Raw genomic sequence first — 20352 nt, forward strand, 5'->3', positions numbered from 1 at the left:
GGCTCTAGTTATTCACTAAAATAATGCCCTCGTCTAAAATGACGATTTTCTTTTCTTTATATAAGCTGCCAATAGCCTGTTTATAGGCTTTTTTACTGACGCCAAATGCGGCGTAAATCAGCTCTGGTGAGCTTTTATCTGTTAAGGCTAACTTGCCACCATTTTGTTCTAACTTTCGCAGCACTTGCTCTGTTAGCTCTAATGCCTGTTTAAAGGTCGATGCGTTTAAGCGCAAATCAATTTTGCCGTCATCGCGTACTTTAACAATAAAAGCCGACATTCTTTCGCCACGACGTAACGGTTTAAACACTTCGCTTTTATACAATACACCCCAATGCTGATTATTCACCACCGCCTTGTAGCCAATATCAGTTTGCTCAGAAATAATAATATTTACTTTATCTCCCGCATTATAGTGTGCAGGAGTTTTGTGTATGTGGCGGTCTAGTTTGCTTGAGGCAACAATGCGGTTACTGTTATCGACATAGCAGTACAGTAAATATTTTTGCCCTTCTTTAAGTGGAATTTGCTGTTCGCTAAAGGGGACGAGTAAGTCTTTCTTTAAGCCCCAATTAACAAAGGCGCCCACTTTTGTTGTCGCGACAACATCAAGCTGTGCTATTTCGCCCACCTTTATTTTTGGCCGCTCGGTGGTCGCAATTAACTGATCTTCAGAATCGAGATAGAGAAAAACATCAATTTCACTGCCAATCTCTAAACCTGCAGGGGTGACGTTATTAGGCAGTAAAATTTCGCCCCAACTTAAACCATCAAGATAAAAGCCAAATTTAACCTGTTTTTTAACCGTTAAACGGTTTATTTTTCCAAGAGCAAGCATGCGGTATCCATAAGTTAGCCCAAGCGGGCATAAGGTAATTATGACTATTGTAACGGTTTTTTTTACTCACCGCTGTATATTAGCCACGGCATGATAAACTTAACCTCTTTGACCAATTTAAAGGCCAATGTTTAGGTGTCTTCAGAGCAATTACTTCATCCACGTAACCCGCATCAAGGCGGTTATAATTTTGCTGAGCTGTGTGCAGCAACGCCTAATTTAGCCGCGTTTGTAAGGCTAAATCCTAAAGGTGAGTCAACCATTGATTTCGCTAACAGCACTGCGGTAGTTTTGCTTAATCAAGCGCTGCTGGCAAAGTTTTCAACGCTTTGATTTAACGATGTGTAACCCGCCATTTTTTAGTTCTCAGGCCGAAGCTAATGCGGCGAATATGCGTAAATGGACGAAGTTAGAACAGCCGGAGCAAGGGCAAAACCGAAACTTTGCTGGCCAGCAACATGAGTTATGGTGCGACGGTGGTGAGCTAAAATTTATTAAGCAAATGATTACTGAAAGTCAGTTATTTAAGCAGCAGGTATGTTGGTTTAGCAGTTTAGTGTCGCAGCAAAAACATATTGCACCGTTACAAAAGCTACTACGTAGCGTGGGTGTAATGCAAAGCGAGGTGATTGCAATGCGCCAAGGGCAAAAAGTAAGCCGAATCTTAGTTTGGAGTTATTTGACGGTTGCACAACAAACGCAGTGGTTAAGCTTAGATACAACGCCAGATATCTAACTCTTTCGTGTTAATAGCACACAGATTGTTAGTTAATCGATTTTAATAATTCAAACGTATAACATACAACAATACGTTGGAGGCGGGTATGGATTGGCGGCAATGGTTAGATGTAAAACAGTATGAGTTTTTACTACACTGGTTTATGCGTCGGCAACGGGAGCTAAAGTTAGCTGAACTCAATGAGCCGTTAGCGTATGACGGGTTTAGCGTTTACGATCAGCTGTGCCAACAAATGTTAAAAGACGCTGAGGTTGCCTATCTAGAACGATTCTCACAAGTTGTCGTGCCGATTGCGCTGACCAATATGTTGCATTTAGCTGAGCTAGAGTTGGCGGGCAGACCGCCAAAGCCAGTGAGTAAAAGCATACATTAATAAGCTCAGTTTACTCGGTCGGTTGTTCAATTCGCTTTAATGCATCGATTAGCATCGGCAAGTCTAGTTTGTCGTTTAATGGTAATAGGGTGCCTGCAGACCAGGTACCAAAACTGCCATCAGAGCGCAAAATAACCATTTTATCTTTTTTAAAGCTAATAATTTCTTCGCCACTAATGGTTAGTTTGGGTAGAGCGTTTGGTTTTAATAAGTTATCGCCTAACCAATTTCCATTGTCGCTGCAGCCTGCTTGCGCCAATAAAGTAGGAAACCAGTCAAGGTGCTGAGTTACTTGGTAAGGATGCAATTTTTGCAGCGCCCGCCAATTTGACCAAACTTGAGCTGGAGCCAAGCTAAATTGCTCGTGCTGGCCAGTTAAGCCCATAACGACGATATTGTCGTAGGCCTGATACCGTTGCCAATGTTGTAGTGGCGAGTTATCAAATACTATCGCAAAAGGGCTGAAAGGCGCTGTATTTACCCAAGGTAAAGTACTTATTTCCGTGCCTTCAGCACGGCTAATACTTATATTTCCAGAAGGTAGCGCACTAAACCAGCCTGGCGCAGTTGCTAAAATGTGTTCAGCATCGTCGTTGACACTGAATTTGCCATACAGTAGATGCAGTAGTGCTTCGTTATTGTTACGCGGTGCAAAGTGTTGCTCTAACTGTTTAAAACCTTTGGCACTGAGTTGCTGCGATACGCTTGCGGTTAGGCTGTCAGTAATGAGCAATAACGTTGATTTACCCGCTTTTGTGCCATTGCATTGCAGCAGATGGCCGTTGGCAAACTCACTGGGTAAACTCATTTTGTCTAATTGGCGCTGAGCACGGCTATTTAAATTTACTAATTGATGGCGCGCCAAAAATGTTTTGGCGGTGGCAGGGTACGACAATGGCAGCACGTTATCTTGCTTAGTAACATCGTATTTTAAATTTGCATCGGCATGAATATGTAGGAAGTGGCTACACATAAAGCTGCCGATAAACAGCATAAATAAGGGCGCAGCAACCGCCGATTGTTTTAAGCGTTCAATTTTTTTCCAACAATAATTGCTTAGCGTTAGTTCAAGTGCCAGCAGGCACGCGGCAACGGCTATAACAATAAACACAAAATTGCGTAAGTTGGTAACAATTTGCTGGCGTAGTAAATCAATGGTTTGCTCTAACGAGGCACTCCCAACGTGATAGCCTAAACTGGCATATACATAGGCATCGAAAATTAGTGCGACGAGCGCAGCAGTGGCTAAGATAGCGGCTAGCCCACGAACATGACGTTGATAAGGAAACACTAATGAGATTGGGAAAATAGTTAAGATAAAAAACACAAAGCACAAAAATGCCGTATGTCCGACCCAGTTTAGTAATAGATACAGCCAACCGAGAAACGACACTGGCGACGGCTCAGCCAGCCAATACGCCGAGGTGACTGCAAGCGCCAGCAAAATATTAAAAAAGCTAAACCAGTGCCCCCAATTAAGTAACCGGTTAACTTTTTTAACTAATGACAGGTTTTTTTCTAGCACCATGAGCGCTTAGTTAACCTTAGTATTTACGGCATCTGCTAATGCCTGATTAAAATGTGTAACAACAGCAGCCCGTTGCGTTGCTGGCACGCTACTATTAACCACGTGGCTAATAGCATTGCCCAAACACATTAGGCTTAATTCTGTGGTAGCTTTTTCTGTGTGAAGCACGTCAAGTAACTGGTTTACCAGTTTTTCAATTTGCACTGTAGAATACTTTGATACAATTGGCATGAATTATCCGCAAGTCATATAGATTAAACAGTTAGAATAGTAACAGAATTCATTTTAAACAGGAAAAGTTATGTCAGTAGATGTACAGCAGTTGGCGATAAATTACCTTGAACTAGATGAACACGCACGTAGCAAGGCGCATTATCGTGCGGCATTGGTTACACCTACGGCGGCAGTTGCGCATTTAGTAGAGCAGTTGCATCTGGCTTATAACGGTAAACCAGCTAAAGGCTACGCTGCATTTAATGCTAAAAAAGATCAGCAGGTAGTCACCGTGTTGCAAGACTGGCAAAAGCAGAATAGTGACTTTATGGTGCTATCTAACACCGCGACCGCCGTGCTAGAGCAGCAACTTACCGCGCACCAACTACCTGAAAGTGGTTATTTGCTAGTTTGTCATTATCGCTATCTTACTAGTGACTATTTATTGTTTTGTTTGTTAGGCAGTAAAGATCATTTTTCGCTTACGGAAGAGTTAGAGTTAGCAGCGTCGCGACATTTAGATATTGCGCGTATGCAATTGGCAGCAAGAATTGATTTAACTGAATACCAAAGCTCACCAGAGCAGGGTAAATATATTAGCTTTATTCGTGGCCGAGCAGGGCGCAAGGTTGCTGATTTTTTCTTGGACTTTTTAGGCTGTGAAGAAGGCACCGATGCAAAAGCAAACAGTAAGGTGGTATTGGCCTCGGTAGAGGAATATTTTTCTGCCGCAGAATTTGACGGTGTTGAAAAATCAGATGCGCGTAAGCAGGTATATAACTACTGTGAAGAACGGGCTAAAGCTGGGCAAGATGTGGTATTAACAGAGTTGTCAGCGGTAATAGATGAACAAGAACAACAAGGTTTTTTACGCTATTGTCAGGAGCAACAGCTTGCTGTAGCAGATCAATTTCCGATAGAAGTGAAAGAATTAAAAAAGCTGATTAAATTTAGCGGTCAAGGCGGTGGGCTGAGTATTGGGTTTGACCAAAAGCTGTTAGGTGATCGGGTGCAGTATGATGCGCACAGTGACACTATTTTAATTAAAGGCACGCCACCAAACTTACGCGATCAGCTGCAACGTTTTATGCAGGGCTATTCGGCGTTTGATCGTGAGAGTTCAAGCGAATAAATAACTGCATGGTTATTAGCATAACACCTAACAAATATTGATAACGTACCGGTCATAAATATTGTCAAGGTGTTGTAGTACCAAGCTTTGTTCGGTTACAGGGTGTGTCCGAATAAAGCTTCGTAGTATATCGACACTAAAGGCGGCCATATAAGGCTCAGATAATGGCTGGTAGCTAAGATGCCAAGGCTCCGCAGCGACACCGCCATTGTAGTGTGCATAGGGTAAAAAAAAGCCATAGCTGACAGCATGCTGGTTTAGCCATTGTGTCAGTTTAAAAAACGGACCGCCGGCTTGGTATTCATGTGGTTCTAACTTGGGTTTGTAGTCAGACGTTATCGCAGCCGCATCATAAATATCTAGCTCGGTGCCCCAGTGATGCCGACTGGCGCCTGGCAGCGCAGAATATAGCAATACTGCATCGAGTTTTGCTTTGTCACTTAATTCATTAATATTAACTTGTTGGCCTTGCAGATTATGCACCTTACGCAAGCCCGACAATTTACCGTGCCAAATAATAGCCTGGCGCTGGTAAGAGCGAAACGCTGACGCGATTTCAATCTCAATACCCTCGTTTGCTGCGGCTTTGCATAAAGCATTAAAGGGTTGCTCTACTTGTTGATGCAGCATAAAACCGTCAGCGCGCGTTAATAGGTGCTGTTCTGTTAGTCCAGTTAATATATCAACGCTTACTATATTCATACACTAGGCTTATTTATACGATTTATGTTTATCATCTTTATTTACCAAAAATACTTTGGTAATCATCTGCTTTGAAACCTAAATAGTATTTATCGTCGTGGATCAACAGAGGCCGTTTTATCATTGCTGGTTGTGCCAGCATAAGCGCAAGGGCCTTTGTTTCGGTTAAGTCGGTTTTATCTGCCTCGGCTAATTGCCGATAGGTGGTACCGCGCGTGTTAAGTAGGTTCTGCCAACCACAAGCGTTCGCGAAGTTGGTTAATTGCGCCAGAGTTAACCCGTCGGTACGGTAATCAACAAATTGATAAGCAATATTATGCAGCGCTAACCAATTGCGTGCTTTTTTTATCGTGTCACAATTTTTTATGCCGTAAAGTATTGTCATAATGCGTGATTCTTCAATTGAATAGTAAAAGCCGTATCTTCAGCTGCTGTCACAAAACGTTCTGCACTAAGCACGTTACTAATAGCCGAATGGGGTAAAATTGTTAGTACCACCCAATCAGCATTGCTATGCTGCAATAACTGCAAATCTAGGCGGATAACAGCCTGCCCAGCTTGCACTTGCTGCCCCGAATTAACGAGATGACGTATCGCAACACCATGCCGGTAAGTTTTACTATCAGCTAAGTCCAGTTGCATCGTTAAGCCACTTTTATGTTTAAACCGAAGTCGGCGGCCATCTAAAAAGCTGCAGCTGTAGCTACTAGCAAAAGGTGCAACCAGTGTACCGTGCTGTAATTTAATACACAAAGCCTGTGGTAATACATTGGCATTAAATAGCCGTTCTGGGTGCGACGTTAATGGCAGAATATCGCCAGTTACTGGACTTTTTATCGGTAAGCCAAGCATAGTATCAAGCTGTGGTGTCCACTGAATCATGTTTTACGTTCTACCATTTAGTTAGCTAAACAGACTATTAAAAGCCATGCTAGTGCTGAGCTTTACTCGATTGTTACTGTTTTTTTATAAACTGTCCATCAAGTATTAATTAGGTGTAATGCATCGTAAATGTGTTTTTTGGCACTTATCCTCCTTAAGTTGGTTGAAGTGGGGTTTTTAGTTGGTGGTTTATTGAGTAATATCCGAAGTTTTATTGAGCAGTATGGGATGTTGTTGTCCACAGATTTTGTGGATAAGCCTGTGAGTAACAGTGTTTAACTATCATAGAGTAATGTTTTTAAATGATATTATATGTTGGCATATTTATTGTTAGTTTATGCTCAACGCAAATTGGTCAGCAAAGTGCTTTAAACGCTGGTTTAATGTTTATTAATAACTTAAGGCTACATAAAAACTAGCTTACTAGTAGTAATGTTTACTAATTAGCCTAGAAAAGTTTTTTTGTCTACTATTTAGTAAACATGTTTAGTTTTAGTTTGGTGTGACAACGACGCAAGAAAAAGGTAAGGTGCTACATCTGTGTTATCGTTTAACCGTGATCTAATAGTGGGAGAGTGCAATGCAGTATCCTCTTTACTCAACACTTCGTGCCGGCCGTGAATACGGTAAACAGTGGCCATTAAAAGCAGAATTAAACAGTTTATTTGTTGAGAACAAGGTTATTTTGCTGACATCGTTAGCGGGTCGATTTTTGCCGCCATCGGCCTTGCTATGTGCAGTGCTTCAATACGTTTATTTAGGTAGCGAATTTCTGCCACAAATTTTAACGATGATGTTGTTTGTCGCAACCTTACCGCTGCAAGGCTGGTATTGGCTGGGAATACGCTCGGCTAAGCCATTACCACCGGCAATTGCCAGTTGGTACTTTCAGATCAGAGACAAAATGCAACAACAAGGCATTAGCCTTTCGCCAGTAAAACGTTCAGGTTGCTATAAAGATTTGGCAATATTACTACAACAGGCGTATCAACAGTTAGACCGAACTTTTGTAAAACAATGGCTATAACAACTTATTATAGCCACTTTTAGGTATAGTAAAAAGGTTAGTTAAATACCGACCATACTGGCGCATGATCTGATGGGCGCTCAATACCACGTAATTCGTAATCGATACTGCTTTCAACGCAGCGTTTGGCCAACGGCGCTGTTGCCATTACAACGTCAATACGTAAGCCGCGATTTTCATCAAAACCTTTAGATCTGTAATCAAACCAGCTGTATTGCGCATCTGCATTAGGGTGTAGTTGTCGGAAAGTATCGATCAGCCCCCAGTCTTTTAACCGCTGTAACCACTCACGCTCTTCAGGTAAAAATGAGGTTTTTCCGGTGCGTAACCACCGTTTTGCGTTTGCTTCACCAATACCGATATCAAGGTCAATAGGTGAAATATTAATATCACCTATTACGGCAAGGTGTTCGTCAGGTGTATGGTGCGTTGTTAAATAGTGTTGCAAATCAGCATAAAACTTCGTTTTAGCTGGAAATTTAATAGGATGGTCTCGGCTTTCACCTTGTGGGAAATAACCATTTAATACGGTGATAGGGGTGCCGTCAGCCATAGTAAAACGACCAATTAGCATCCTACGCTGTGCATCATCTTCGTCGGTAGGGAAGCCATATTGCATATTAATGGCAGGCAACTTACTTAAAATAGCGACGCCATAATGGCCTTTTTGACCAAAATGATAAACGTGGTAGCCCATGGCTTCAACATTGGCTAACGGAAACTCATCATCATGCACTTTAATCTCTTGTAAGCCGATAATGTCAGGTTGATGCTTATCAATCATGGCTTGCAGTTGGTGTAGCCTTGCTCGAATACCATTGATATTAAAAGAAATAATTTTCATGTTACGAGTGACCCTTAATCGGTTAAATACGGCAAAATCGAGTAGATAATAACACTTTTATCCGTGCTGTGGCACAATGCTCGCTTGTTAATCTACCACTAACTCGGCTCTTGGAGAGTATGTTGTCTGCGCTAATGATAGAAACCGATTTATTTAGTTACATGGTCCATTACAGCATTAAAAGGCGCAGCATTGCTTTGCAAATTAAGCAAGGTCAGCTAACAGTTAGAGCGCCAACCGCGATCAGTTTGCCGGATATTCAGGCATTGGTGCGAAAAAAACATAACTGGATTTTAAAGCACATGCAGCAAGCTAAGCAGCATGTTAAACCAGACTGGCTCGCACAGCAGCAAGTGCCATTACAAGGGAAGCTTTTAACGCTGCAGTTGCAGTCTGCTTCACAGTCGTTGGTAATATTCGATGATGATCGTGTTATCGTTAATATTTCAACACGTGTTCAAGCCTTACGCCACAATATTAAAGCGCGGGAGCTATTACAACAATGGTACAAAAAGCAAGCCTTACAGTGGTTTACACAACGGCTTGACTATTGGCAAAGCCAAATGAGCTTGCACGCCAAAGAGCTAGTTATTGGGAATTGGCAAAGTAAGTGGGGCTATTGTAAACAGTCAGGGGAGATTGGCTTTAACTGGCGTTTAATGATGGCGCCATCATGGCTAGCCGATTACGTTATTGTGCACGAGTTAGCACACCTAAAGCATCTTAATCACTCAGCTAGCTTCTGGCGCTTGGTGCAGCAATATTATATTGATATAGATGCGGCTCAGAGTTGGTTAAAGCAGCATCAACACTGGATGGAAATATAACGACTTGAGTGATAAAAAAGCGCCGGCAATAACGCCGGCGAAAATACTAGGACATCGGAAATACAGGGGAGAAACGGTACTACTTAACAACTACTGTAAGATAGGACTGTAGCTTTACTGATTAATTCAAAATATTTTCATTTATTTTTTGTATTGTGGTTTTGCATTCCGGCTGCCATCTAGTTTAAGCTCCTCCGTTAGCAAGAAACAGTGCATGGTATTTTTAGATGGCCGGTATGGCTGCATCGCTTTGTGGACCCTATTATGACTAACATTTTACGTTTGCAGCAATTGGTTAAGTTGCTTGATATTACTCGATTACAGGATGACGAAACGACGATATCCTTTTTACAATGGTTGGAAACAACGCCGCCAATATCAGCTGCAGCCTATTGTGTTTATCCGCAGTACTTAATGGCGCTACAAGGCTGGCACTCTAGGCAACCGCAAATGGCGTTAGCTACAGTGGTTAACTTCCCTTCGGGTGATTTAGCTACTGATCAAGTCTGTGAGCAAATTCAGCAGGCGATAGCGCTCGGTGCGACAGAAATTGATTGTGTACTACCTTATAAAGCACTAATGCGCGGTGAACACGGTTTTGTAAAAAACTTCCTTTATGATGTGCGCCAAGCTAGTACCGGTTGCTGCCTGAAAATTATTATTGAGTCAGGTGAACTTGTTACAGCGCAGCAAGTGGTTATTGCATGTGAACTGGCTATTGAAGGTGGCGCAGATTTTATAAAAACCTCAACCGGCAAAGTGCCTGTCGGTGTAACTGAGGAAGCCGCACGTATTATTTTGACCGTAATTGCGGCCGCGAATCGTGATGTTGGTTTTAAGGCATCAGGTGGTGTGCGCTCTATAGAGCAAGCGCTCGCATTAGTCGCATTGTACGAAGAGATCACCGGTAAAATTGCGTTGAGTTCAGGTATGCGTATTGGTGCAAGTGCGCTAGCGTTTGAATTAGCAGAACAGTTGGCTACTAACTAAATTAGCGACGTAGCTCTTCGCGTAACTTGGTAAACTGCTGTAATAATTCTTTGTAACGTGCGCGATGATGTTCAGGTAATGGCATATTATCAACTACGCGAAAGGTTTTTTTACAGCGGTCAAACAGCTCCATTGATTTGTGTTTTTGCTGCATATTTAGTTGTTGAAGTGATGCTTGAATTAAATTAAGCGCGCTGCCGGTATTCATAGGTGCTAGTTCTAGAGCAGTTTCAAACTGTGTTATTGCGGTAGCAAAATTACCCTCTTTATAACTTTTTATGCCTGCTTTGTTTAATTCAGCAAATTGCAGTTGTTTTTGGCCAACAAAGTTTTGTTGATCGCTAAAAAGGGTGTTGAGTAATGGGTTTTTCATTAGCTCTGCTGGTACCAGCTTTGTTAGCGTGCTCGCTTGCTCAAATTCGCCAATTTGATTCAGCAAGAATATGGCATCGGGTAATATTTGATGTTGTTCTGCTAATTGTTCTGCCACGGCGGCATAGGTTTTTTTCGCTTGAAATTGCGCGCCGCTCAACGACTCTAGCCTCGCTTGGCAAAGCATTTCAAATAAACTAAAGTCAATCTCGCGGATCATTCCATCGTCACGCTTTACGCGCTGTAATGCTAACGACACCTCTTGAAAATAGCGATTACGTTGCGTAGGGTCATCCTCTCTTACTGCTGCATCAATAATGGTACGAATATAATTTAATAGATGCACCACGTCTTGTTTAATAGAGCGTCGAGTTATTTCGTAGAGTTGCTTACTCGCATTAACTTGCTGAGGAATATTATCAAGCTCACGGGCTATTTTTATAACTAAATATTGACGCGGCATACTAAAAGGAGCAATTTCAGCTGCGGTTTGTATGCTGCTAAAAGCTTGATCTAGTTCGCCCATTGCGAGATAAGTCTGTGCCATTACGTCATACGCTTCAGCAAAATAGCGATTACCCTCTATTGCCTCTTGGCATAAGGCTAAGCTTTCTTGAAAACGCTGCTGTAAAAAACATAACTTAGCTTGTAAAAATAGAGCCCAACCACTTCGACGTTGCCCCAAGCTATTTTGTAAAATAACTTCTGCTTCACCATAACGGGAAAGGTCAATAAAGCTTTCAACTAATACCCGTTTACAAAACTGTTGGTATCGCCCTTCTTGGGCAATTTCTTGCTGACACAAGGTTATTACCTGCTCTGCTTGTCCATCAAATAATGCTTGATATAGCGTAGCTAAATGAGCCTTTTTTCGTTGAATACGCTGGATCCTGCTGCGCAGTACGCTTTGTGAAAAGGGTTTGACCAAGTAATCGTCGGGTTCAAGTTCTACCGCGCTCATTACCATAGGTACCGTATTTTCGCCGGTAACCAACATAAAAATACTATCTGGCGGTAAAAGCTTTTTTTCGCGAAGATCTTCAAGCAGCTGTTTACCATTCTTGCCTACACCTAAATGGTAATCAACAAAGAGTATGTCGTAACTGATATTAGCGCATTTTGCTAAGGCCTGTTCGCCGGTTGGTGCGAAAGCCACATTAGTCGCGCCCATAGAATACAAAATACCTTTAAACATAAGTTGAAAGGCTCGTTGATCGTCAACTATTAATACTCGTTGATTCTCAAGCGTTTTGTTATCCATTAGCACCACTTTTTATCAGTAATAAACACTGCTAAGTGTCGAGAATAACAAAGGCATTAGCAAGCGATATAATGATATTGGTGAATTGTTTTTGAGTTTAATCAGTAGATAGCAGATAAGATGGTGGAGGGGGAAGGATTCGAACCTTCGAAGGCATTGCCAGCAGATTTACAGTCTGATCCCTTTGGCCACTCGGGAACCCCTCCACGAGTGGACGGCATATTATCAAACTTACTTTTGATGTAAAGCCATTTACTAAACTTTTTTCACTGACTGCCGATAAATTATGCAATAACGAAAAATAGTGAACAAATTAGCAGTGATTGATCATGATTATTAATGAATGGCAATTAAATACTAAGCTTAATACGGCATTGCAACATACGCATCGTGCCGATTTTGCTCTTTATTTGGCGCTGCTTTCGCCTGCAGTTGATGAGTTTGCTGAGTTTTTTACACCAGAACCTCAAACCGACGTAGTTAAACACGATATATATAAACAGTTAGATATTAAGAAGTGCCGACCTTTTGAGCTAATGGACGGCGATATTGATGTTTTAGCACAACACAGCCAAGCATTTATCAATAATGGTTTCGCCCAGCTTAAATTGGCTTCGTACCTTACGCCGCCGCCTTTAACTCAATTTAATGACAAAGCCCGATTAGATTCAGCCGTCTGGCAAAATCTTAGCTTACATAGCCGTAGGCGTTTAGAGCAACCACTGCAGCCTAAACCAAAAGCTGATCCTGCTGCATTGTATGAAGTACTACAGAAGTTAAACGATAAAGCCGCTTAACCTAGAGTATTCAATTACCGGATAGTCGATGTGTAGAGCACTGCTTAAATTTTTTACCGCTGTTGCATGGGCAAAAATCATTACGGCCAATTTTAATAGGTGGCTTGTCGGCCAAAACACCATCTATATATAACCAAGTGGTATCAAAAACAAACCGAGAACGCTCTGTAAATTCACAAAGTAAATTATTTTGTATATACATCACATTAAAACAGACGTAACCATCGCTAGTTGTTTGTTCACTGGATAAGACAGTAAGCTTGGTAAAATGCACACTATTAGCAAATTCCTCAATGGCAGATAGAGAATTAATCGGCCGCACAGAGGGATGATAGGTATTATAAATATAAGTTATTTCATGGTGGCAGTAAGCGCTGTAGCGTGAACGCATTAACTGTTCACAGTTGCCAATAGTAGCTTGCCCAGCAATATAAGGTTGGCAGCATGCACTAAACATGCTTGCCGAACCGCAAAAACATAACATAAGTGACATTTTGCTCTGATAAGAAAAACTCTAATGTTAACTTACGCTGGCAAAGATGTCTTGTATCAGTATATAAAGCTTAATGAGTTAATTGCTCTTGTTGCATCGCCTCACATTGGTAAAACCAAGTATCGTTAGCTAATGCTAACTTGCGACATTCATTAAGTTGCTGCTTATTAAGCTGCGGCGCAAAATTGATAACAACTTTACAGCTAGGCGATTTAAGTGCTTGCTCTATTGTTGAGGCTAAGTCCTGGATCTGTTTATGATGTACCATCAGCACGTTATGCATAGATAGTTGATACTGTTCAGCCCAGTCTTTATCAGGGATATGCGCTGGAGCAACGAGCAAAATCCAACCCGCTTGGTTTTGATGTTGGTGCATCAGTTGCACCAAGCTGTGTTTAGAATTCTCAGTTTCAGCAATATCAGTATCAGTAACTGAATGTATTCTAGTCAAACTACTATTGCTATAAATGCTATCTGTCGTTGCGTAGAACCTATTACTTACAGAACGATGATACATATCAACCTCTACATGTTTATTTATACAGTGTATAGATATACAGTATTTCTTGTCTGGGTAAAAAGCAAGCATCTTTGATAAATTTTTATTGCGCTACTGGCTAGACCATTTACTATGCAATATTGGGTAGAATGATACTCCTTGATAATAAAGAGTTAGCGGTCAATGTTGTTAGAAAAGTATGTTCAGCAGAATAACGAAGGTTTTAGTTTCAGCAGAAAGCAAGCAAGTGAGTTTGCTAAACAGGTAGCCACAGATTTTAACCCGATCCATGACGAAGACGCGAAACGGTTTTGTGTGCCTGGAGATTTACTATTCTCTTATTTACTGACCCGTTATGGTTTATCCAAGCAGCTTAGCTGCCACTTTTCTGGCATGGTTTCAGCAGACGTACCTTTACACTGTAAAGAGCATGGCAATATCATTAGTATTTGCGACGTACAGGACAAAGTCTATTTATCTTTAACACATAGTGGTGAATATCAGCACGACCTAACGGTCATCGAACCGCTTATCAAAGACTACGTGCGTTTTTCCGGACAAAACTTTCCTCATATACTGCAACCTTTAATGCAACAGCATAATGTCATGATTAACACGCAACGTCCGTTGGTGATTTACGAGAGCATGGCGTTGAGTTTCGAACGGTTACCCCTTAGTAAGGTTGAGCTAACGTTAACAGCTTCTTCTTTATTAGTAGATGGTAAAAGAGGTAATGCATTACTTGAGTTCTCACTTACCGAACAAGGCCAGTTAATTGGCAAGGGAGAGAAGCGCATGATTCTAAGCAACTTGATGGCCTATGATGAAGCTCAAATGCAGGAAATGATTACCAAGTATAATATTCGTAAAGATTGTGCTTGATAAATAAACAAAAACGGCTACTTTGTGCAAAAAAAAAGCAGTCGCACCACTTTTCATGATTTTGCGCTTGCACGACAATTAAAACCCCCTATAATGCGCGCCATGCCACGGGGTGCAGCGCTAGCGCAGTCTCCGAGGGGTTTTAGAAATAGAGTCAAAAATCTTTTAAAAAGACGCTTGACACTAGGGCTTAAATCTCTAAAATGGCGCCCTCGCTTCACGGTGGTAACTAACGCGGTGAAATGAGAAGGTAAGTTAAGCCTGACGAGTGTTTTTGATAAAGAATCATCGTCACGCTTGACTTAAAAACTGGGAAGTGTAACATACGCCTCCCGCTTCTTAAGCAGAAGCACGCTCTTTAACAATTCGCAATCAATCATCTGTGTGGGCACTTATGATGGATTTCACAAAAATGAAATACATCGGTTGAGTGACTTACATAGAAATATGTTTTAAGTCAGTAAGACTGAGCGCCACTTTGGTGGCAGAAAGAACTTTAATAGAAGAGTTTGATCATGGCTCAGATTGAACGCTGGCGGCAGGCCTAACACATGCAAGTCGAGCGGGGTTTTCGGACCTAGCGGCGGACGGGTGAGTAATGTATAGGGAGCTGCCCGATAGAGGGGGATACCAGTTGGAAACGGCTGTTAATACCGCATAATGTCTACGGACCAAAGTGTGGGACCTTCGGGCCACATGCTATCGGATGCACCTATATGGGATTAGCTAGTTGGTGGGGTAATGGCTCACCAAGGCGACGATCCCTAGCTGGTTTGAGAGGATGATCAGCCACACTGGGACTGAGACACGGCCCAGACTCCTACGGGAGGCAGCAGTGGGGAATATTGGACAATGGGCGCAAGCCTGATCCAGCCATGCCGCGTGTGTGAAGAAGGCCTTAGGGTTGTAAAGCACTTTCAGCGAGGAGGAAGGGATAGGCGTTAATAGCGGCTATTTTTGACGTTACTCGCAGAAGAAGCACCGGCTAACTCCGTGCCAGCAGCCGCGGTAATACGGAGGGTGCAAGCGTTAATCGGAATTACTGGGCGTAAAGCGCACGTAGGCGGTTCGTTAAGTTGGATGTGAAAGCCCCGGGCTCAACCTGGGAATTGCATTCAAAACTGGCAGACTAGAGTATGTGAGAGGGGGGTAGAATTCCAAGTGTAGCGGTGAAATGCGTAGAGATTTGGAGGAATACCAGTGGCGAAGGCGGCCCCCTGGCACAATACTGACGCTGAGGTGCGAAAGCGTGGGGATCAAACAGGATTAGATACCCTGGTAGTCCACGCCGTAAACGATGTCTACTAGCTGTTCGTGGTCTTGTACTGTGAGTAGCGCAGCTAACGCACTAAGTAGACCGCCTGGGGAGTACGGTCGCAAGATTAAAACTCAAATGAATTGACGGGGGCCCGCACAAGCGGTGGAGCATGTGGTTTAATTCGACGCAACGCGAAGAACCTTACCTACTCTTGACATCTACAGAATTTTGCAGAGATGCGAAAGTGCCTTCGGGAACTGTAAGACAGGTGCTGCATGGCTGTCGTCAGCTCGTGTTGTGAAATGTTGGGTTAAGTCCCGCAACGAGCGCAACCCTTATCCTTAGTTGCCAGCACGTAATGGTGGGAACTCTAGGGAGACTGCCGGTGATAAACCGGAGGAAGGTGGGGACGACGTCAAGTCATCATGGCCCTTACGAGTAGGGCTACACACGTGCTACAATGGTATGTACAGAGGGAGGCAAGCTGGCGACAGTGAGCGGATCTCTTAAAGCATATCGTAGTCCGGATCGCAGTCTGCAACTCGACTGCGTGAAGTAGGAATCGCTAGTAATCGTGGATCAGAATGCCACGGTGAATACGTTCCCGGGCCTTGTACACACCGCCCGTCACACCATGGGAGTGGGTTGCAAAAGAAGTAGGTAGCTTAACCTTCGGGAGGGCGCTTACCACTTTGTGATTCATGACTGGGGTGAAGTCGTAACAAGGTAACCGTAGGGGAACCTGCGGTTGGATCACCTCCTTACCTAAAGTGAAGAAGTTGTAAGTGTTCACACAGATGATTGATTGTAGAGATAGAGCAAATAAAGTTTATTGCGAAGTTTATGAGAATAAATAACGCAGGATGTTTTATTTAGCGCAAGGCGCACGCCGAACGAAGGAAGGAGTTTACTAATGTAAATGACTGACTGAGAGAGAAGTGAAACGCAGCGATAGATAAAACAGACCAGTTAAACGGGTCTGTAGCTCAGGTGGTTAGAGCGCACCCCTGATAAGGGTGAGGTCGGTAGTTCGAGTCTACTCAGACCCACCAAATTGCGCATCATACGGCGTTACTTCGATACTCACATACACTAGTATGCTTCGTATCAAAGTGCCTTGTCTGATACACAATTCCTTAATTGGATCCTTATTGGGGCCATAGCTCAGCTGGGAGAGCGCCTGCCTTGCACGCAGGAGGTCAGCGGTTCGATCCCGCTTGGCTCCACCATTCTTTATTTACTCTAAAAAATTCAAATCAAAGCGTTCTAAACAGAATGATTTGATTTGAGTTTAATCTCAAATGCTCTTTAACAATTTGGCAAGCTGATAGTAGTAAAAAACAAGGTGCAAAATATTGCACAGGATGTTTTTACTGTTGCTAGGCGCACAACGAACGCGTGAAGGAGTTAACTTCGGTTAATGGCTGAGCAAGTGAGGAAGTGCAACAACGCAGCGGGAAAAATAGACCAGCAAGACGTTGTGAACCTTAAACACACTGTATGATTTCAAGACATCTTGGGGTTGTATGGTTAAGTGAATAAGCGTACACGGTGGATGCCTTGGCAGTCAGAGGCGATGAAGGACGTACTAACCTGCGAAAAGCTGTGGGAAGCCGGTAAGAGGCGTTAGACCCGCAGATATCCGAATGGGGAAACCCAGTGCATTTATGCACTATCGTTACATGAATACATAGTGTAACGAGGCAAACCGGGAGAACTGAAACATCTAAGTACCCCGAGGAAAAGAAATCAACCGAGATTCCGTTAGTAGCGGCGAGCGAACGCGGAGTAGCCCTTAAGCTACATTGGTGTTAGTGGAATACTCTGGAAAGAGTAGCGATACAGGGTGATAGCCCCGTACACGACAACACCTTTATAGTGAAAACGAGTAGGACGGGACACGAGACATCCTGTTTGAACATGGGGGACCATCCTCCAAGGCTAAATACTCCTGACTGACCGATAGTGAACCAGTACCGTGAGGGAAAGGCGAAAAGAACCCCTGTAAGGGGAGTGAAATAGAACCTGAAACCGTGTACGTACAAGCAGTGGGAGCACCTTCGTGGTGTGACTGCGTACCTTTTGTATAATGGGTCAGCGACTTACATTCTGTAGCAAGGTTAACCGAATAGGGGAGCCGTAGGGAAACCGAGTCTTAACTGGGCGAATAGTTGCAGGGTGTAGACCCGAAACCGGGCGATCTATCCATGAGCAGGTTGAAGGTTGGGTAACACTAACTGGAGGACCGAACCCACTAATGTTGAAAAATTAGGGGATGACTTGTGGATCGGAGTGAAAGGCTAATCAAGCTCGGAGATATCTGGTTCTCCTCGAAAGCTATTTAGGTAGCGCCTCGAGCGAATACCATTGGGGGTAGAGCACTGTTTGGGCTAGGGGGTCATCCCGACTTACCAACCCCATGCAAACTCCGAATACCAATGAGTACTACTCGGGAGACACACGGCGGGTGCTAACGTCCGTCGTGGAAAGGGAAACAACCCAGACCGCCAGCTAAGGTCCCAAAGTAATGATTAAGTGGAAAACGATGTGGGAAGGCATAGACAGCTAGGAGGTTGGCTTAGAAGCAGCCATTCTTTAAAGAAAGCGTAATAGCTCACTAGTCGAGTCGGCCTGCGCGGAAGATGTAACGGGGCTAAATCATTCACCGAAGCTGCGGACTTGTGCTTGCACAAGTGGTAGAGGAGCGTTCTGTAAGCCGTTGAAGGTAGACCGGGAGGTTTGCTGGAGGTATCAGAAGTGCGAATGCTGACATGAGTAACGATAAGGGGAGTGAAAAACTTCCCCGCCGAAAGACCAAGGGTTCCTATCCCATGCTAATCAGGGTAGGGTGAGTCGACTCCTAAGGCGAGGCTGAAAAGCGTAGTCGATGGGAAACGGGTTAATATTCCCGTACCGACCAATACTGCGATGGGGTGACGGAGAAAGCTAGGCAAGCGCGGCGTTGGTAGTCCGCGTGAAAGTAAGTAGGCTGAGAGACTAGGCAAATCCGGTTTCTTAAGGCTGAGATACGAGACGAGTGTCTAAGGACACGAAGTTGTTGACGCTATGCTTCCAGGAAAAACCTCTAAGCTTCAGGTATTGGTGATCGTACCCGAAACCGACACAGGTGGTCAGGTAGAGCATACCAAGGCGCTTGAGAGAACTCTGCTGAAGGAACTAGGCAAAATAGTACCGTAACTTCGGGAGAAGGTACGCTCTTTGCTGTTAAGGACTTGCTCCGTAAGCAGCGAAGAGTCGCAGTGACCAGCTGGCTGCAACTGTTTATTAAAAACACAGCACTCTGCAAACTCGTAAGAGGACGTATAGGGTGTGACACCTGCCCGGTGCCGGAAGGTTAATTGATGGGGTTAGCGCAAGCGAAGCTCTTGATCGAAGCCCCGGTAAACGGCGGCCGTAACTATAACGGTCCTAAGGTAGCGAAATTCCTTGTCGGGTAAGTTCCGACCTGCACGAATGGTGTAATGATGGCCAGGCTGTCTCCAGCAGAGACTCAGTGAAATTGAAATCGCGGTGAAGATGCCGTGTACCCGCGGCTAGACGGAAAGACCCCGTGAACCTTTACTATAGCTTGGCACTGAACATTGGCCCTACATGTGTAGGATAGGTGGGAGGCTTTGAAGTTTGAACGCTAGTTCAGATGGAGCCGTCCTTGAAATACCACCCTTGTATGTCTGATGTTCTAACGTAGGCCCCTTATCGGGGTCGTGGACAGTGTCTGGTGGGTAGTTTGACTGGGGCGGTCTCCTCCTAAAGCGTAACGGAGGAGCACGAAGGTTGGCTAAGTACGGTCGGACATCGTACGGTTAGTGTAATGGTAGAAGCCAGCTTAACTGCGAGACAGACACGTCGAGCAGGTACGAAAGTAGGTCATAGTGATCCGGTGGTTCTGTATGGAAGGGCCATCGCTCAACGGATAAAAGGTACTCCGGGATAACAGGCTGATACCGCCCAAGAGTTCATATCGACGGCGGTGTTTGGCACCTCGATGTCGGCTCATCACATCCTGGGGCTGAAGTCGGTCCCAAGGTATGGCTGTTCGCCATTTAAAGTGGTACGCGAGCTGGGTTTAGAACGTCGTGAGACAGTTCGGTCCCTATCTGCCGTGGGCGTTGGATGATTGAGTGGAGTTGCTCCTAGTACGAGAGGACCGGAGTGAACGAACCGCTGGTGTTCGGGTTGTCATGCCAATGGCATTGCCCGGTAGCTACGTTCGGAACGGATAAGCGCTGAAAGCATCTAAGCGCGAAGCCGGCCACAAGATGAGTCATCCCTCAGGCTTTAAGCCTGCTAAAGGGTCGTTGAAGACCACAACGTTGATAGGTGAGGTGTGGAAGCGCAGTGATGTGTTAAGCTAACTCATACTAATTGCCCGTGTGGCTTAACCATACAACGCCCAAGGTGTTTTTAGAAAGAATACGTGTGTAACTACTAATCAGATTGCCGAATATCGGAACACAGTTTTTATCAAATTCTTCCATGGATTTGACCCTAACGGGCCGCACTACAGTGCGTTAAAACGTGTTCCCTACAAGTTTTTGCCTGGTGGCAATAGCGCTGTGGACCCACCTGATCCCATTCCGAACTCAGAAGTGAAACGCAGCTGCGACGATGGTAGTGTGGCATTCGCCATGCGAGAGTAGTTCACCGCCAGGCTCCCAATTCAAGAAAGCCCGT

General features: G+C 43.9%; 19 protein-coding genes, 3 tRNA genes and 3 rRNA genes. 14 read left to right on the top strand and 11 right to left on the bottom strand.

Going from position 1 to position 20352, the window contains the following annotated elements:
• Positions 1-4 precede the first annotated feature (4 nt).
• Entirely contained in the window at positions 5-838 is an 834-nt protein-coding gene (locus E0Z06_RS06730) for a S1-like domain-containing RNA-binding protein (RefSeq protein WP_132583100.1), read from the bottom strand.
• A gap of 135 nt (positions 839-973) precedes the next feature.
• On the opposite strand from E0Z06_RS06730, the gene E0Z06_RS15730 reads away from it, so the two are divergent.
• The 3 genes from E0Z06_RS15730 to E0Z06_RS06740 all read left to right on the top strand — a co-directional run bounded on the left by E0Z06_RS15730 (position 974) and on the right by E0Z06_RS06740 (position 1950).
• The gene (locus E0Z06_RS15730) at positions 974-1171 is read left to right on the top strand and encodes an RlmF-related methyltransferase (protein WP_243695574.1); all 198 of its coding nucleotides are present in this window, start codon (positions 974-976) and stop codon (positions 1169-1171) included.
• Between the two features lie 7 nt (positions 1172-1178).
• Positions 1179-1574, top strand: a complete 396-nt coding sequence (locus E0Z06_RS06735) for an RlmF-related methyltransferase (RefSeq protein ID WP_243695575.1) — start codon at positions 1179-1181, stop codon at positions 1572-1574.
• A gap of 88 nt (positions 1575-1662) precedes the next feature.
• Positions 1663-1950, top strand: coding sequence for a hypothetical protein (locus tag E0Z06_RS06740; protein ID WP_132583103.1), 288 nt, complete (start codon positions 1663-1665; stop codon positions 1948-1950).
• 10 nt (positions 1951-1960) lie between these two features.
• On the opposite strand, the gene E0Z06_RS06745 is transcribed toward E0Z06_RS06740, so the two are convergent.
• Together E0Z06_RS06745 and E0Z06_RS06750 are read right to left on the bottom strand one after the other, a co-directional pair.
• Entirely contained in the window at positions 1961-3478 is a 1518-nt protein-coding gene (locus tag E0Z06_RS06745; RefSeq protein WP_132583105.1) for a DUF3413 domain-containing protein, read from the bottom strand.
• A gap of 6 nt (positions 3479-3484) precedes the next feature.
• Complete coding sequence (locus tag E0Z06_RS06750) at positions 3485-3709, bottom strand: DUF1414 domain-containing protein (RefSeq protein ID WP_132583107.1); 225 nt, start codon at positions 3707-3709, stop codon at positions 3485-3487.
• Between the two features lie 70 nt (positions 3710-3779).
• On the opposite strand from E0Z06_RS06750, the gene yejK reads away from it, so the two are divergent.
• The gene (gene yejK, locus E0Z06_RS06755; RefSeq protein ID WP_132583109.1) at positions 3780-4823 is read left to right on the top strand and encodes a nucleoid-associated protein YejK; all 1044 of its coding nucleotides are present in this window, start codon (positions 3780-3782) and stop codon (positions 4821-4823) included.
• Between the two features lie 27 nt (positions 4824-4850).
• Here the strand turns inward: yejK and E0Z06_RS06760 are convergent, their stop codons facing one another.
• The 3 genes from E0Z06_RS06760 to E0Z06_RS06770 are packed head-to-tail and all read right to left on the bottom strand — an operon-like array spanning position 4851 to position 6407.
• Complete coding sequence (locus E0Z06_RS06760; protein WP_132583111.1) at positions 4851-5525, bottom strand: M15 family metallopeptidase; 675 nt, start codon at positions 5523-5525, stop codon at positions 4851-4853.
• Positions 5526-5562: 37 nt separating this feature from the next.
• Positions 5563-5910 carry an ArsC family reductase gene (locus tag E0Z06_RS06765; RefSeq protein ID WP_132583113.1) on the bottom strand — a complete coding sequence of 116 codons (348 nt, stop codon included), beginning with the start codon at positions 5908-5910 and terminating at the stop codon, positions 5563-5565.
• Entirely contained in the window at positions 5907-6407 is a 501-nt protein-coding gene (locus tag E0Z06_RS06770) for a PTS glucose transporter subunit IIA (RefSeq protein WP_132583115.1), read from the bottom strand. Before E0Z06_RS06770 ends, E0Z06_RS06765 begins: the two co-directional genes overlap by 4 nt.
• 580 nt (positions 6408-6987) lie before the next feature.
• On the opposite strand from E0Z06_RS06770, the gene yfbV reads away from it, so the two are divergent.
• Positions 6988-7434 (top strand): terminus macrodomain insulation protein YfbV, encoded by a 447-nt coding sequence (yfbV, locus tag E0Z06_RS06775; RefSeq protein WP_132583117.1) that lies wholly within the window; start codon positions 6988-6990, stop codon positions 7432-7434.
• Positions 7435-7471: 37 nt separating this feature from the next.
• Here the strand turns inward: yfbV and xthA are convergent, their stop codons facing one another.
• Positions 7472-8278, bottom strand: a complete 807-nt coding sequence (gene xthA, locus E0Z06_RS06780; RefSeq protein WP_132583119.1) for an exodeoxyribonuclease III — start codon at positions 8276-8278, stop codon at positions 7472-7474.
• A 119-nt stretch (positions 8279-8397) separates the two neighbouring features.
• Between xthA and E0Z06_RS06785 the strand changes: the two genes are divergently transcribed.
• Together E0Z06_RS06785 and deoC are read left to right on the top strand one after the other, a co-directional pair.
• The gene (locus tag E0Z06_RS06785; protein WP_132583120.1) at positions 8398-9105 is read left to right on the top strand and encodes a SprT family zinc-dependent metalloprotease; all 708 of its coding nucleotides are present in this window, start codon (positions 8398-8400) and stop codon (positions 9103-9105) included.
• Between the two features lie 264 nt (positions 9106-9369).
• Positions 9370-10095, top strand: a complete 726-nt coding sequence (gene deoC / locus E0Z06_RS06790) for a deoxyribose-phosphate aldolase (protein WP_132583122.1) — start codon at positions 9370-9372, stop codon at positions 10093-10095.
• A 1-nt stretch (position 10096) separates the two neighbouring features.
• Here deoC and E0Z06_RS06795 read toward each other — a convergent pair whose 3' ends face one another.
• On the bottom strand, positions 10097-11728 hold the full coding sequence (locus E0Z06_RS06795; RefSeq protein ID WP_132583124.1) for a response regulator: 1632 nt from the start codon (positions 11726-11728) through the stop codon (positions 10097-10099).
• 121 nt (positions 11729-11849) lie between these two features.
• Positions 11850-11934: transfer RNA gene (locus E0Z06_RS06800), tRNA-Tyr, on the bottom strand.
• 123 nt (positions 11935-12057) lie between these two features.
• On the opposite strand from E0Z06_RS06800, the gene E0Z06_RS06805 reads away from it, so the two are divergent.
• A complete protein-coding gene (locus E0Z06_RS06805; RefSeq protein ID WP_132583126.1) occupies positions 12058-12525 on the top strand; it encodes a VC2046/SO_2500 family protein in 468 nt (155 codons plus the stop codon).
• 10 nt (positions 12526-12535) lie between these two features.
• Here the strand turns inward: E0Z06_RS06805 and E0Z06_RS06810 are convergent, their stop codons facing one another.
• Both E0Z06_RS06810 and E0Z06_RS06815 read right to left on the bottom strand, forming a co-directional pair.
• Positions 12536-13018 carry a YchJ family metal-binding protein gene (locus E0Z06_RS06810; protein ID WP_243695576.1) on the bottom strand — a complete coding sequence of 161 codons (483 nt, stop codon included), beginning with the start codon at positions 13016-13018 and terminating at the stop codon, positions 12536-12538.
• Between the two features lie 70 nt (positions 13019-13088).
• Positions 13089-13535, bottom strand: a complete 447-nt coding sequence (locus E0Z06_RS06815) for a SulA-like leucine-rich domain-containing protein (protein ID WP_165907378.1) — start codon at positions 13533-13535, stop codon at positions 13089-13091.
• 165 nt (positions 13536-13700) lie between these two features.
• Between E0Z06_RS06815 and E0Z06_RS06820 the strand changes: the two genes are divergently transcribed.
• From E0Z06_RS06820 to rrf, 6 genes are all read left to right on the top strand, one after another.
• On the top strand, positions 13701-14399 hold the full coding sequence (locus E0Z06_RS06820) for a DUF3581 family protein (RefSeq protein WP_132583130.1): 699 nt from the start codon (positions 13701-13703) through the stop codon (positions 14397-14399).
• Between the two features lie 497 nt (positions 14400-14896).
• Positions 14897-16421 (top strand): 16S ribosomal RNA (locus E0Z06_RS06825).
• 211 nt (positions 16422-16632) lie between these two features.
• Positions 16633-16709 (top strand) — tRNA-Ile (locus E0Z06_RS06830).
• 101 nt (positions 16710-16810) lie between these two features.
• Positions 16811-16886: transfer RNA gene (locus E0Z06_RS06835), tRNA-Ala, on the top strand.
• A 299-nt stretch (positions 16887-17185) separates the two neighbouring features.
• Positions 17186-20064, top strand: a 23S ribosomal RNA gene (locus E0Z06_RS06840).
• 152 nt (positions 20065-20216) lie between these two features.
• Positions 20217-20331: ribosomal RNA gene (gene rrf, locus E0Z06_RS06845) — 5S ribosomal RNA — on the top strand.
• The 16S, 23S and 5S rRNA genes sit together here with 2 tRNA genes alongside, the layout of an rRNA operon.
• The last annotated feature ends 21 nt before the right edge of the window (positions 20332-20352 follow it).

Origin of the sequence: Rheinheimera sp. D18 (assembly GCF_004345025.1) — a bacterium.
Classification (GTDB): domain Bacteria; phylum Pseudomonadota; class Gammaproteobacteria; order Enterobacterales; family Alteromonadaceae; genus Alishewanella; species Alishewanella metallidurans.

Excerpts from the sequence above, each read along its gene's own strand:
- E0Z06_RS06815 (WP_165907378.1), bottom strand. The coding sequence starts at position 13,535 with ATGTATCATCGTTCTGTAAGTAATAGGTTCTACGCAACGACAGATAGC.
- E0Z06_RS06760 (WP_132583111.1), bottom strand. The coding sequence starts at position 5,525 with ATGAATATAGTAAGCGTTGATATATTAACTGGACTAACAGAACAGCAC.
- E0Z06_RS06740 (WP_132583103.1), top strand. The coding sequence starts at position 1,663 with ATGGATTGGCGGCAATGGTTAGATGTAAAACAGTATGAGTTTTTACTA.
- E0Z06_RS06735 (WP_243695575.1), top strand. The coding sequence starts at position 1,179 with ATGTGTAACCCGCCATTTTTTAGTTCTCAGGCCGAAGCTAATGCGGCG.
- E0Z06_RS06745 (WP_132583105.1), bottom strand. The coding sequence starts at position 3,478 with ATGGTGCTAGAAAAAAACCTGTCATTAGTTAAAAAAGTTAACCGGTTA.
- E0Z06_RS06730 (WP_132583100.1), bottom strand. The coding sequence starts at position 838 with ATGCTTGCTCTTGGAAAAATAAACCGTTTAACGGTTAAAAAACAGGTT.
- E0Z06_RS06750 (WP_132583107.1), bottom strand. The coding sequence starts at position 3,709 with ATGCCAATTGTATCAAAGTATTCTACAGTGCAAATTGAAAAACTGGTA.
- xthA (WP_132583119.1), bottom strand. The coding sequence starts at position 8,278 with ATGAAAATTATTTCTTTTAATATCAATGGTATTCGAGCAAGGCTACAC.
- yejK (WP_132583109.1), top strand. The coding sequence starts at position 3,780 with ATGTCAGTAGATGTACAGCAGTTGGCGATAAATTACCTTGAACTAGAT.
- E0Z06_RS06820 (WP_132583130.1), top strand. The coding sequence starts at position 13,701 with ATGTTGTTAGAAAAGTATGTTCAGCAGAATAACGAAGGTTTTAGTTTC.
- E0Z06_RS06810 (WP_243695576.1), bottom strand. The coding sequence starts at position 13,018 with ATGTCACTTATGTTATGTTTTTGCGGTTCGGCAAGCATGTTTAGTGCA.
- E0Z06_RS06805 (WP_132583126.1), top strand. The coding sequence starts at position 12,058 with ATGATTATTAATGAATGGCAATTAAATACTAAGCTTAATACGGCATTG.
- E0Z06_RS06765 (WP_132583113.1), bottom strand. The coding sequence starts at position 5,910 with ATGACAATACTTTACGGCATAAAAAATTGTGACACGATAAAAAAAGCA.
- E0Z06_RS06795 (WP_132583124.1), bottom strand. The coding sequence starts at position 11,728 with ATGGATAACAAAACGCTTGAGAATCAACGAGTATTAATAGTTGACGAT.
- deoC (WP_132583122.1), top strand. The coding sequence starts at position 9,370 with ATGACTAACATTTTACGTTTGCAGCAATTGGTTAAGTTGCTTGATATT.
- E0Z06_RS06785 (WP_132583120.1), top strand. The coding sequence starts at position 8,398 with ATGTTGTCTGCGCTAATGATAGAAACCGATTTATTTAGTTACATGGTC.
- E0Z06_RS06770 (WP_132583115.1), bottom strand. The coding sequence starts at position 6,407 with ATGATTCAGTGGACACCACAGCTTGATACTATGCTTGGCTTACCGATA.
- yfbV (WP_132583117.1), top strand. The coding sequence starts at position 6,988 with ATGCAGTATCCTCTTTACTCAACACTTCGTGCCGGCCGTGAATACGGT.